We start from the raw sequence: 13370 nt of genomic DNA, 5'->3' as shown, positions 1-13370 counted from the left end.
CAGTTTTTAATATCAATATTTCGTATGTCATTTTGTTTCGTTATAAATTTCATAGGAACATCTCCTCTGCTGATTTTTATTTTATTAATTCATATTATTATTATATGAATTATATGATATTGGTATTGTATATTAATCCTATCCGTTTGTCAATGCCTTTTACTATTTTATTTATTATGTTTTTTTACTATGGTTCTGCACATATAAAACATTGTAAAGAACAAAAACCCCAGCCATTATTTTTCTGAAAAATACATGGTTGAGGTTTCCTTATAAGTATCTGTTCTATTTTATTTATTTTCTATATATGATTTTATCCATTTAAAAGATTGCTCCATTGCAGCTTCTGGTATTCTCTGGTATTTGTCATTTAGAATCTCCAGACTAAGATAATATTTATAATCTGTTTTATCCAATTCATTTATCATATCTGGTAAGTCTAGATTTCCATCTCCTAAAATAAGATGTCCATTGGGGATTCCGTCTCCTACATGCACATGCCTTAAATAATTCCCTAAGGTGTTTACGGCATCTTTCATTGTCTCATTGGAATATCCTAAGGTTGCTGTATCAATTAATCCCTTAAGTACCGGTGAATTTATTTCCCGAATCATTTTTATGATATCTGCCGAACTTTGTGTAACTGTATATTCTTTTGGAGATGATTCTAAAGCAATTTCAATACCATAACTGTTAGCAATATCCGTCAAATAGGTCAAAGACTCCACGGATCGTTTCCATATATCCTCATCATTTTCATCCAGGCAGCCGTATCCTGCTAAGAACATACATAAGTCTATTTCCAGCTCAGCGGCAAATTTTATACATTTTTCGAATACATTTATACTTCTCTTTCTTGCTGTTATATCTTTTGAAGCTATATTAACCGGATACAAACATTGCTCCGGAGTTAAGCATATCGCCTTTAATCCATGGTCTTTCAGTTTCTTTTTTATGCTTTTTAATCTGACGGAGTCCGTATCATCAATATGTAAATGAGGATAACAGGCATATAATTCAATATTTTCCGCTCCGATACGCTCCAAAGAATCCAGAGTATAATCAAGGGAATATCTATAATACGGATAATTAGAAGCAGCAATCTGAGATACTCTCAAATTTTTCATAAGGTTCCTTCCTTTTTCTAGTATGCTACTTTCCACATGTAACGACGTGTCATATAATCTTGTTTAATCACGTAAGACAGCTCACGCATATAGACGTTATTCAGTATAGGTGAGAATAAAACATGATTAAAATATTCCGATACGGAATCCTTTATTCGGTTAATACCTAGTTCCTTAGCATCTAAAATATATACATTATCTCCGCCATACTGTTTTAAGAACTTAATTGCTCTTTCATCTGCCGGGCGAACTCTACCTTCACTGACTAACAGAAAAACGGAAGTTCCTTTATCTAATATTTCGAAAGGACCATGGAAGAATTCACAGCAGTTAACGGTAGGTGAATCCAACTGCAGCATTTCCATCAGATTGCAGATTGAAAATATATATGCCGATCCCATTGCAGGGCCGCTGCCCATAACATAAATTGTCTTACTATTTCTGTTTTTTTCTGCCCACTTTTGAGCCAGAGGTTTGGTATACTCTACAGCATCCTGGTAAATATCATGTAACACTTCAAATCCTGCCATTGCATCCGCATAACCCCCAAAATCTTCTGTTAAATATAATAGATTCATAGCAATTTTTAAGCCCATACTGGAGTTGACCATATCCTGTCTACTTTCATCAAGTGCTATACTTTGATATTTAATATTATAATCACAGATTTCTGTAAGTCTTGATTCGTCAACATACAAACTGATTGTCACAGCCCCCAAATCTTTTGCTATCTGGGCGCCGTCACAGGTTTCAGGAGTTCCTCTCATAGAGCATATAACAGCAATCGTATCCGGTCCGCAGAATTTAGGCGGTGCATAGACAAATTCATTGCTGGTAAACACTTGAGAATGAATCGTCTTCGATTCACGGTCCATAAAATACTGTGCGGGGTAAAACCCACCATAAGATCCCCCTGCTGCTATCCAAACAATATTTTTAATACCACCAAATTTTTCTTTTTCTTTTATTATCTTTTCGATTATTTTTTTTATTTCCATTATGTTATCTCCTTATATTAATTTTTCACATAGTTTTTTGAACTAATTTCTTACCAGCAGAACTTATCCTTTCACGCTTCCGGCTGTCAGGCCGCGTACAAATTGCTTCTCCATCACCAGGAAAAATATAACTAAAGGTAACGAGGAGATTACCATTCCTGCTACAACAACAGTCCAGTTAGTAGTCGTCATTCCCTGGAGGTTAATAAGCCCAACTGGGACTGTTTTCTTAGTATCACTTTCCAGCAAAACGTTTGCAAATAGTAATTCATTCCATACAGCACGAAAACTTACAATTGCACAGGATGCAATAATTGGTTTACTGAGAGGCATTATGATTTTCATAAAGATTTCCCATGTTGAAGCACCGTCAATAAACGCAGACTCATCCAAGCTATAACTGATACTCTTATAAAAAGTCATTAGTAAAAAAGTTGCAAATGGAATACGAAATGCTGCATCAATTAAAACAAGTCCAGTTGTAGTATTATATAAATCTGTTAATCTCATCATTTTATATAGGGATATCACCGACGATTGCGGTGCCAGCATTAAACCTCCCATAATAAAATAAACTGTAACTCTTTTTGCTTTGAAATTTAATCTTGATAAAGGATAAGCAGCCAAACAGCTTATAAATGTGGATACCGCGGTCGCTGCGATAGTAACTATAATACTATTTTTAAGATATACTCCAATACCAGATTGCCAGGCATCTATATAGTTACTGAACATCCATTTTTTGGGTATACTGAACGGCGAAAGGAATAAATCTCTATTTGATTTGAAACCGGTAATTATCATCCATAATAGAGGCAGAATAATAATGATTGCTAATATAGTAAAAACTAAATGGCAAGCTAATGGTACAGCTTTTGTTCTGGCTTTCATAGTTTACACCCCTTGCATACCGCAGGCAGGTCTGCGGTACTGTCTAAATAGTATGGTTAAAAGAAGCCCTATGTGGCAAAATCCCTTCTTTATTAGATTATCTTTCAACCTTTTTCTCCTAGTTGCTGTCTTCCAGATGATAGCTGTTCATTTGCAGCAAACCTATCAGGAACGTTAAAATAAAAATAAAAAATGCTATTGCAGACGCATATCCCATTTGATCATTTTTAAAGCCAACCTTATATAAATAGGTAGCTAATGTTTCTGTTGCTGTTCCAGGTCCTCCGTTTGTCGTAACAAAAACTTCATCATATTCTCTGATCGAACCAGTCACCGTTATAATTGTATTAATTAAAATAGTATCTTTTAGCTGGGGTATTGTTATATACATAAACTTCTTAATGGCAGGTGCTCCGTCAATTGCTGCTGCTTCATACAAGTCTTCCGGAATATTCTGTATAGCAACTACAAAAAGAATAACGGTATATCCAATATATTGCCACTGGGACATTGCTACAATAGCGTAAGTAGCAGAACGCGCATTACCAAGTAAGTCAATATGTGAAGTATTTATTCCGATTAATTCCAGCATGGGATTTATTATTCCTAATGATGGACTATAGATCATCTTAAACGTTATACCTACAACTGTTGCCATAAGCAATGATGGAATAAAGTACACCGTTTGAAAAAAACGTTGGGATTTTCTCATGAATTTTGCCTCTAGCGTACTGGCAATCACTAATGAAATTCCTATTTGACATATAACTGATACGACAACAAAAATAAGGTTATTCCCAATAGCGGTAACAAATATATCATCTGTAAACATTTTTATGTAGTTTTCTATACCTATAAATGTTTTTTTAGGAGTTAATGCACCCCAGCTGAAAAAACTTTCATATAAATTAATGAATATTGGGAGGTATAAAAAAATGGAGGATATAATAACTGCTGGTGCTAAATATAGAAAAACAGTCTTTCTATTTCTTTTATCCATAAGATACTCCTTCATAGGGCTGCCGAGGTTAATTTATATTTTTACACATTTATAATATATATCCCTCAGCAGCCAGGACTTTTTTTACTTATAGTTAGCCGCTGCGATTGATGCTGCTTCCTGTACACTCTTCATAATATCTCCGGCTGATTTACCATCTAAACCTTCCTGTAGAGAAGTCATATATGCATCTGCTACGGTCGCATCTACTGCCGTATCAAGCCAGGATGCTATATTCGTATATTCTTCGGCGGTAAAATAAGCATCCACGGTAGTTGCATCGCTGGTAGCTTCTGTAATTCCTCCTTTAATTGCATTAGGAAGACCTGTTTTTGTTGTCTGTTTTATTGCCTGATCCTTTGTTGTCATAAATTTAATAAAATCAACCGCTACATCCGGATTCTTACAGCTGGAGGAAACAGCATAAACCTCAGAACCTCCGGTTACAGCTGTCTGATTCCCCTCTGCACCTTCAATTGTAGGAATTTTAAAATACCCATATTGATCTCCAAGAGCATCGGCATAAAAAGAAAACTGTGAGGTAGCATCCATAATCATACCAGATAAACCAGCGCAAAATTCTTCCCTAACCTGATAATAATCTTTCGAGTTAACATTTTCCCCTAGATATCCATTCTTGTTTAAATCCAAAAAATATTGAACTGCTTTTTCATATCTGGAATCAGTAAACGTACCCGTCTGCGGATTATAATCCTTAGTAAGTGTATCATTATCCACCAGCATTGCATTTAGTTGACCAACCCACCAGATAGTATACCAGTTCTCAGAATCCCCAAATGATATTGGTGTTATATCTTTCTTTTTTAAGGTTTCACAAACTGCAAGGAATTCATCCCAGGTTTTAGGTGTTTCTAATTTATTATCTGCAAATATCTGCTTGTTGTACACCATATATAAAACAGAACTCCTATATGGTATTGCATAGGATTTTCCATCAAATGTACTTTCATTTAAAAAAGCCTGTAAAAATCCATTTTTCCAATCGGAATCTTTCTCTAAATAAGTAGTTAAATCAATTGCCTTACCTGCTCTGACAAACTTTTTCAGGTATTCACCGGACCATGAAAAGAAAATATCGGGCATATCTCCGCCGGAGGCTAAGACACTAAGCTTATCCTTCATTGCTGCATCACTTACATTTTCCATTTTAATTGTTACATTAGGATTTGCTTTTTCATAATCTGCAATTGCATCTTGAAAATATTCCACATAACCTTTTTCAGGATATTTGTTTAATAAAGAAATTGTAACCTTCTCATCGCCGGAACCAGTGTTAACCTTATCCCCAGAAGTTGCCCCATCACCTGCTGAGGGATTTGATGAACTTCCGTTACTACACCCCGTAATACTCCCCAAGGACATCATACCAATTAATATTAATGCTAAAATTCTTTTTTTCATATCTCTTCCCTTTCTTTAATATTCAGAATTTGTTTCAGGTCGTTGACATTGACTTTGTAACCAATACCAAGGCTGCCATTTGTTGTTACGACCTTTGCTGCAAAAAGAGCCGCTTCATGAAGTGAATTACTTATCTTATCATCGAGATCAGAAGACTCGTCAGCCTTCCTCGACAGATAATTCATTAAAAATGCACAAATAAACGAATCTCCGGCTCCCATGGTATCAGAAGCTTTTACTTTAATGCATGACTGTATATAAAACTTCTTTCCATCATAGGCAATCGATCCATCACCTCCCATAGTCGCTACCGCGATTTTGCATCCTAAGGTAACAACCTTTTCTAAAAGTTCTTTTATTTCTTCTTTATCTTGTACATGACTGGCAGATAAAAATCCGAAATCCAGATAGGGTGCAAGAGTTTCAATATCTTTTAATGTAAAAAAATCACAAAAATCATAACAAATATGTGCTCCACCCTGTGCCAGTTTTTTTACTTTTTCTAAAGTTAGACGTCCATAATGACTTGTACAGACCACATCAAATTGTTTTGCATATATTATTTCTTCTTCTGTAATTTCAAAAGGATGTTCATCGGTAACTCCATGATTATTCCAATCTATAAAAACCCGATCCCCATCCACAAGATCTACAATGGCATATCCGCTTGTTCCCTCTTCATGATGAGAATGCGACAAGTCTATTCCCTGTTTATCCAAAGTATCAAATAAAATCTTGCCTACCTCGTCGTTTGCAAATACCCCCATAAACGCAGCCTGACCTCCAAGCGCTGAGGCATGATAGGCTATATTGTATTCATTTCCTCCCGGGTACATCATTCCATGATGCCGGTAAATGTCCATTGTTCCAATTCCTATTCCTAATAATTTCACCATATTCATCACTGCCATTTCATATTGTAATAGTACGTGTTAATACGTCTTCATATGTCATTATACACTGTCTTGTATAAATTGCAACTACTTTTTTAATAAATCAGATATATTTTTTCCTTTTTGCATAAAAAAATAGTACAAAAAAGCACGCTGTAACATTTTATAGCATGCTTTTTTATACTTTCGTAATTATAAATAGAATTTAAATACCTCAGGCTTGTCTACTCTCACGATTTCTTCCACAATATGAATAGCCTTGCCTTTATCATCAAACACTTCTACTTGATTATAGATCGTTGCCATATTATCCTTTACCTTAAGTGCTTCTGCTTCCTCTCCCTGAACATTTCTGATAGATACTGTATTAAGTCCTTTTGTAGAAGGCAGAATATGATATTTTGAAATAAGAATATCATATAGAGAATATCGTAAATCATCATATTTTAAAAATTCAAATACCGGATGAAAATAATTTGTTTCCAGAACCATTGGTATATCATCTACTTTTCGAACTCTTTTGATACACATTACCTCTGAATCTTCCGGTAATCCGAGGAAAGTACATTGCTCTTTCGTTCCTTTCACAAGTCCTGCATGCAGTACCTCTGCTATTGTAGCATGTCCCTGCATGATACAGAGTTTCGTAAAACTTCTGATATTATTTGTAGAATCAAAGTCGGCCACCTGACTTACATAGGTTCCTTTTCCTTGTATTTTAACTAAATAACCTTCCTTTACAAGTTCTGCTATCGCTTTTCGAATCGTAACACGACTCATTCCATAAACATTTTGCAACTCTGTTTCAGATGGAATCTGATCACCCGGTTCCAGATCTCTTTGATCAATCTGCTTCTTTATATGGTTTTGAAGCTGTGTATATAAAGGCAAACTGTCAATTTTTTCGAATTTCATTCTTATACCCATTTATACCGCAAACTGGTTCGCAGTATTGCCACATATTACACTGGTTGAAAGAACTCAGTGTGGCATCCTTTCATCTTTTATTCTCTTCCAGCCTTCCCATCATCGTAATGCTAATGCGGTGTACTTCCAAAGTTTACTTCCATGTCTTAAGGTCCATCTGCTTTTGCAAAACTTTCCTTGGTACCTTTAACATGATATATTTCTTCTCCATTCCTCAAAAGTATCAAGCCCGCTAATACCACAGCATTAAAAACTTCGTCTTTTATTTAGTCATAAGTATCCAATTAAATCACCATAATATAATAGTACAATATTACATTCATAATATAATACGTGTTAATACATGTCAATATATTATTTTTATATTATTCTAAATATATTTGCATTATCTTAATTTAGAAAATATGTAATTTTTTATAACTGAATTAACACCATGTTTTATTATTTGACATGTATTGCAAGGAAGGATACTATAGAAAACAGAAAGGTTTTATTAATCGAAAGAAAATCCATTCAAAGGAGTTACTATATGAATAACATAATTATGCCCCATGATCATGGTCAGAATATTGAGAAAATATTAAAAGAAATGCCGGAGGCGTCCCGGTTTTTAGAAGCTGCCGTAACTTTTCAACAGCTATGCGACGGATCACGCCTGCGTATTTTATGGCTACTTTGTCACTCGGAAGAATGTGTCTCCAATATTGCCGCTGCCGTAAACATGAGTGACGCCGCTGTTTCCCATCATTTGAAAACTCTGAGATTAAACAATCTCATAACCAGCAGACGGGATGGTAAGGAAGTGTATTATACCCTGTCCGATAATGAAAGGGCCCGACTGGTACATCGGATGATTGATGATTACTTCCAATTAAACTGCCCTACGAACCCGCATTTGTAATTTAATTCTATACAAATAAAAAAACTATTTTAAACCGTTGTACCCTTTATTAGGATTCCCGGTTCAAAATAGTTTTTTAACATCATACTGCCCTATATTTTCTTGATATTTAAGGCACGGATTGCATTTAAGATAGCAATTACGGATACACCTACATCAGAGAATACGGCGGCCCACATGGAAGCCAGACCAAAAGCTCCAAGAATTAATACCACACCTTTTACCCCTAATGCTAAAATAATGTTTTGCCTTACAATCCTAAGTGTCTTTTTGGATATCTTCATAACTTTGGCAATCTTAGATGGCTCATCCGTCATGATAACCACATCGGCTGCTTCAATGGCAGCATCAGAACCTAATCCGCCCATGGCAATACCGATATCCGCTCTGGCAAGAACCGGTGCATCATTGATTCCGTCGCCGACAAATGCAAGCTTCCCTTTGGCACTTTTCTCTCTCATCAACTCTTCCATCCGCTCCACTTTATCGGCGGGAAGCAGTTCCGTATAAGCCTTATCCAGCTTTAATTGACCGGCCACTTTCTGTCCGACCGCATCTGCGTCCCCTGTCAGCATGATCGTTTTCTTTATTCCTGCCGCTTTCAGGTCCTTGATTGCCTGCCTGGAATCTTCCTTTATCTCATCTTCAATACAGATAAACCCGGCATAGTTACCCTCCACTGCCAGATGTACAATGGTACCGGTTAAAACCTCCTTGCTATAAGGGATATTCTCCTTTTGCATTAATTTTACATTACCTGCAAGGATTACTTTTCCGTCAAAAACTGCTTTTACACCATGGCCTGCAATTTCCTCTATGTCAGAGACCCGGGAGGACTCCACTTCTTTTCCATAAGCCTTCTTAATGGATATCGCAATGGGATGATTGGAGTAGTCCTCAGCATAAGCTGCAGCTTCCAGCAATTCCTCTGCTGTCATACTCTCCGGCTGTATTTTGCTTACCGCAAAGGAACCTTTGGTCAGGGTTCCTGTTTTGTCAAACACAACTACCTCTGTATCTGCAAGAGCTTCCAGATAATTGCTTCCTTTCACCAGAACACCTGATTTTGATGCACCGCCGATTCCACCGAAAAAGCTTAGAGGAATGGAAATGACAAGGGCACAGGGGCAGGAAATAACCAAAAAGGTTAATGCCCGGGCTACCCAGATGTCAAATTCCTGACCTGTAAGCAAAGGCGGCAGAATTGCCAATAATACCGCTCCGATCACAACAATCGGTGTATAATATCTTGCAAATTTTGTAATGAAGTTTTCACTTTTACTTTTCTTGTCACTGGCGTTTTCCACCAGCTCAAGAATTTTGGCTACGGTGGACTGCCCGAATTCTTTTGTAACCTGAATCGTCAGCGGCCCAGTCTGGTTAATACAGCCGCTGATAATATCCTGCCCTGTCTGTATATCCCTTGGCACGGACTCACCGGTTAACGCAGAAGTATCTATGGAGGATACCCCCTCTGTTACAATGCCGTCTAACGGTATCCTCTCTCCCGGTTTAACCACAACGGTATCGCCAATTGACACCTCCTCCGGATCTACCTGTACCAGCTGCCCGTCACGAAGCACATTAGCAAAATCCGGACGTATATCCATTAATTCCGAAATAGAGCGTCGGGATTTTGACACCGCATAGGACTGAAACCATTCGCCTACCTGATAAAACAACATAACTGCAACACCTTCCGGATATTCTCCTAAAAAAAATGCACCTACCGTTGCCACGGCCATCAAAAAATTTTCATCCAAAACCTGACCATGTAAAATATTTCTTCCTGCTTTCAGAAGAATGTCTCCTCCGATAATACAGTACACCACTAGAAAGACAGCCAATTTAGCAATCCCGTTAAAAGGCAGAAGAATTGCAGTAATATACAGACCTGCTGTTATAAAAATTCGAATCAACTGCTTTTTTTCCCTTTTTGACATGTCTGTTATCCTCCTTTTTAATAAGCATGAATCCGGTCATCCGGACTCTGGTGCTGCCAAATATCATAATTAAATAAGAAAAGCTGCCGCAAATAAGAAATGATATTCCTCTGTTATATGTACAAAATATCAAGGAATCTGCGGCAGCACAGGATTTATGCCTTCACGGTTACATCCGGTTCAATTTTTTTAATGACCTTTATGGCTTCGCTTAATACCGAATCATACCTGTCATCCGAAGCTTCAAGCTCCATCTTCTGACTGAGAAAATTAACCTTAACGCCGGTTACTCCCTCCAGCTTTTTCACTGCATTTTCAATTTTTGCTGCACAGTTTGCACAATCCAGATCCTGTAATTTAATTATCTTTTTCATATTATTTCCCCTTTCAGTTCATTTAAATTATATAATTGATTCGAGTGTTTAAATGCAATATTGTTTTTTGAATGAATATTTGCATATATATATATTCAATTCGGCTGCCGTTCCCTCGATCACTATATTTTTACAAAGCACATATCAATTAAATGATTTATCAATCAAGCAATCATTTGATTGTTGTCTTTAGTATATTCATCTGTGAGTGATTTGTCAATAACTATTTTAAAAATTTCATAAAATTCTCTGGTCTATTACCTATGAAAATATGTCCCTCATTAACTTACAGCCATTTAAGCAGCTTACCTGTAAATCGGAAAATTACCGGCGGCAACGTAATTATAATGGAGATTGCAAGTGCAATGACAACTGCTGTCTGAATGGTATCCATACCATTCATTAATACCTTGTCAAATTGCGACTGCGTTATCTCATATGCCGTATAATAAATACCTGCACCGGGTACTAAAGGAAATATGCCTGGTATTAGGAAAACCGTTAAGGGACACTGCTTCGATACGGCAAACGTTCTGGATAGAAACATTACCATAATTGCAGCAAAAAAATTGGCAATCATTTTACCGGAGGTAAAATCATATACCATTAAATAAACGAACCATCCGCTGGTTCCTGTTATACCGCAATACAGAAAATACTTTTTCCTTACATTAAATAATACTGAAAATGCAACGGTTCCAATAAAAGCCGAAATTAATTGTAATATCATCTTGTCACCTCATTATACTCCATACTACTCCAACGCCGATTGCTATACTAAAAGCAACTAATACGGAATCCAGCATTCGCACGATTCCTGAAATATAATCATTTTCGATAAAATCACGGACAGCATTGGTAAAAGCAACTCCGGGTACTAACGGTATAATAGCGCCAATAATCATCTTATCAATATTATCCCCAAATCCCGTATGATATGCCATAATCGCCAGTATGGTAACAATGGCACTCCCCATAATATTCTGAATTGCTTTAGTTACTGAACTTTTTGCAAAAAGGGACATTGTAAGACCTAATACAATTCCTAAAAATAATGAGACAAAAGAATCTTTTACACTTCCCCCCAAAAAATAACAGAAGCTGCTGCTGCCAAGGCCATAAGCCGCGATCTGTGTCTTCTCGGAATACCTCCTTTTCTTCTTAAGTTCCTGCAACTGATAAAGGGCCTCATCAACATCATAGATTTTTTGTTCAATCAGTCTGGAAATCTGATTTACTAATTCGATTTTCTCCAGATTTGTAGCTCCTGTTGGTATATGTTTGATTTTAAATTGATGCTTACTTTCATTTCCTTTAGCAGTAACAAAAATACCATTTGCTATGATAAAGGTGTCCATATCAGCAAGATCAAAAGCCTTTGCAATTCTGTCCATCGTATCCTCAACACGGAATATTTCGGCACCGTTACTTAAAAGTAACTCACCGGCTAAAACTATAACCTGAAATTCTTTGTCATATTTATTATCATCCGTATCCAATGTAAATCCCCCATATAAATTAGAATAATACTTTCATAATATATTAGACTTTCATCTCTGTCAATAAGGTTTGTCAGCTTCATTCAAACTAAACCTGACCCATTTTCTTTCCTAAAATAACAGGATGAGATATATAATAATACCTCCCACCCTGCTAAAAAAACATGACCTATTTATCTGATGAATTGCTGTTTATTTAATTATATACTACTGAAAACCAAAATACTGCTTAATCCCTAAGTAAATTCCATTTGCGAACTGATATTGGTCATCCCTAAGTTTCTGGGCATCGGATTCATTCGTTACATATGCTAATTCAATTAATATGGATGGCATATTTGTTCTGCGTAAGACATACAGGGATGGATTTACACGTACTCCGTTATTTCTTGTTCCAACAGTCTGGGTAACAGCAGTTAACACCGCAGCTGCAAGCCAGTTTGACTGGGTTCCGGTCTGATATATATATACCTCCGTACCATTCACATCAGGATTTGGATTAGAATTGCAATGGATGCTGATAAAATAGTCTGCAGGCCATTCATTTGCCATACGAACTCTTTCCTGTAAACTGGTAGAATTGTTAGTGCCCAGAATCGTATCCGGAGTTGGCCTTGAGACACGTGCCTCAAATCTCGGATCATTGTTTAATAAGTTTTGTAAATATATTCCTACCTGATAATTGACTTCTGATTCATATACGCCGTTAGCCTCAGCACCACTGTTGAAGTATCCACTGGGATTATGACCCTGATCTATAAATATTTTAATAGCCAAAGGAACACGTCCTTTCTTATTTGCTATATTATTATATTCCAACAATGGCAGGATGCTACAGTGATTTTCTTCCGTTTCACATGCTTGTCTATATTAGTATCCTATTACCTTTGTAATGTTATGCAAATCATACATTCAGGTTTCTGTCATCCCATACCATATTCTTTCACCTGCTCCACCATATGTCCAATGTTTCCTTCTCCGGCAAACCTGCTGCCATCGAAGAAGTTTTCACTTAATTCCAGCCAAAACAGCGGGTGAGCCTCCTCCTTCAAATCCATCTCCTTGCATAAATGTCCTGCATATACTTCTACATAACATTCCTGATTATAATAAGTAAAATCCATCATATGCCGCAGCAAAATATCTTGTTTCGATATTCCCGTTTCTTCATAAAGCTCCCGATAAGCTGCTTTATAACCATCTTCTCCATCTTCAATCTTACCGCCCACCAGGTTATACAGACCTAAATAAGGATTCTTCGTCCGTTTGCAAAATAACAGCCTGCTTTTCTCTTTGTTATAGACCATGATACAATTGTATCCCTGCATATTTACTCCAATCCTACACATATTACCTGACATGTACATCCTGCCGGTAGGTTTTTTAATTCTGAAT

At 36.6% G+C, this 13370-nt stretch carries 14 protein-coding genes; 1 reads left to right on the top strand and 13 read right to left on the bottom strand.

What is annotated here, in order from left to right; genetic code table 11:
* Nucleotides 1–290 precede the first annotated feature (290 nt).
* The 7 genes from RBU59_RS18770 to RBU59_RS18740 form a co-directional block, all read right to left on the bottom strand.
* Nucleotides 291–1127 (bottom strand): sugar phosphate isomerase/epimerase family protein, encoded by an 837-nt coding sequence (locus RBU59_RS18770; protein ID WP_308144007.1) that lies wholly within the window; start codon nt 1125–1127, stop codon nt 291–293.
* A 17-nt stretch (nt 1128–1144) separates the two neighbouring features.
* Nucleotides 1145–2125 (bottom strand): SIS domain-containing protein, encoded by a 981-nt coding sequence (locus RBU59_RS18765; RefSeq protein WP_308144006.1) that lies wholly within the window; start codon nt 2123–2125, stop codon nt 1145–1147.
* Nucleotides 2126–2188: 63 nt separating this feature from the next.
* The gene (locus RBU59_RS18760; RefSeq protein ID WP_308144005.1) at nt 2189–3016 is read right to left on the bottom strand and encodes a carbohydrate ABC transporter permease; all 828 of its coding nucleotides are present in this window, start codon (nt 3014–3016) and stop codon (nt 2189–2191) included.
* 118 nt (nt 3017–3134) lie between these two features.
* Nucleotides 3135–4016 (bottom strand): carbohydrate ABC transporter permease, encoded by an 882-nt coding sequence (locus tag RBU59_RS18755; protein WP_308144004.1) that lies wholly within the window; start codon nt 4014–4016, stop codon nt 3135–3137.
* 84 nt (nt 4017–4100) lie between these two features.
* The gene (locus RBU59_RS18750) at nt 4101–5438 is read right to left on the bottom strand and encodes an ABC transporter substrate-binding protein (protein ID WP_308144003.1); all 1338 of its coding nucleotides are present in this window, start codon (nt 5436–5438) and stop codon (nt 4101–4103) included.
* The gene (locus RBU59_RS18745; RefSeq protein ID WP_308144002.1) at nt 5435–6334 is read right to left on the bottom strand and encodes a PfkB family carbohydrate kinase; all 900 of its coding nucleotides are present in this window, start codon (nt 6332–6334) and stop codon (nt 5435–5437) included. The genes RBU59_RS18750 and RBU59_RS18745 overlap by 4 nt, the downstream gene beginning before the upstream one ends.
* Before the next feature lie 189 nt (nt 6335–6523).
* A complete protein-coding gene (locus RBU59_RS18740) occupies nt 6524–7246 on the bottom strand; it encodes a GntR family transcriptional regulator (RefSeq protein ID WP_308144001.1) in 723 nt (240 codons plus the stop codon).
* A 541-nt stretch (nt 7247–7787) separates the two neighbouring features.
* On the opposite strand from RBU59_RS18740, the gene RBU59_RS18735 reads away from it, so the two are divergent.
* Nucleotides 7788–8159, top strand: a complete 372-nt coding sequence (locus RBU59_RS18735) for an ArsR/SmtB family transcription factor (RefSeq protein ID WP_308144000.1) — start codon at nt 7788–7790, stop codon at nt 8157–8159.
* Between the two features lie 92 nt (nt 8160–8251).
* On the opposite strand, the gene RBU59_RS18730 is transcribed toward RBU59_RS18735, so the two are convergent.
* The 6 genes from RBU59_RS18730 to RBU59_RS18705 all read right to left on the bottom strand — a co-directional run bounded on the left by RBU59_RS18730 (nt 8252) and on the right by RBU59_RS18705 (nt 13336).
* Nucleotides 8252–10102, bottom strand: a complete 1851-nt coding sequence (locus tag RBU59_RS18730; protein ID WP_308143999.1) for a heavy metal translocating P-type ATPase — start codon at nt 10100–10102, stop codon at nt 8252–8254.
* A gap of 155 nt (nt 10103–10257) precedes the next feature.
* Complete coding sequence (locus RBU59_RS18725) at nt 10258–10476, bottom strand: cation transporter (RefSeq protein WP_308143998.1); 219 nt, start codon at nt 10474–10476, stop codon at nt 10258–10260.
* Nucleotides 10477–10762: 286 nt separating this feature from the next.
* Entirely contained in the window at nt 10763–11206 is a 444-nt protein-coding gene (locus RBU59_RS18720; RefSeq protein WP_308143997.1) for a threonine/serine exporter family protein, read from the bottom strand.
* Between the two features lie 4 nt (nt 11207–11210).
* On the bottom strand, nt 11211–11975 hold the full coding sequence (locus RBU59_RS18715) for a threonine/serine ThrE exporter family protein (protein ID WP_308143996.1): 765 nt from the start codon (nt 11973–11975) through the stop codon (nt 11211–11213).
* A gap of 207 nt (nt 11976–12182) precedes the next feature.
* On the bottom strand, nt 12183–12752 hold the full coding sequence (locus RBU59_RS18710) for an N-acetylmuramoyl-L-alanine amidase family protein (RefSeq protein ID WP_308143995.1): 570 nt from the start codon (nt 12750–12752) through the stop codon (nt 12183–12185).
* A 146-nt stretch (nt 12753–12898) separates the two neighbouring features.
* Nucleotides 12899–13336: an NUDIX hydrolase gene (locus RBU59_RS18705; RefSeq protein WP_308143994.1), complete on the bottom strand. Its 438-nt coding sequence runs from the start codon at nt 13334–13336 to the stop codon at nt 12899–12901.
* Between the last annotated feature and the right edge of the window lie 34 nt (nt 13337–13370).

This window comes from Anaerocolumna sp. MB42-C2 (assembly GCF_030913705.1).
In the GTDB taxonomy this organism is placed as follows: domain Bacteria; phylum Bacillota; class Clostridia; order Lachnospirales; family Lachnospiraceae; genus Anaerocolumna.
This window is presented reverse-complemented; position numbering and strand designations above follow the sequence as displayed.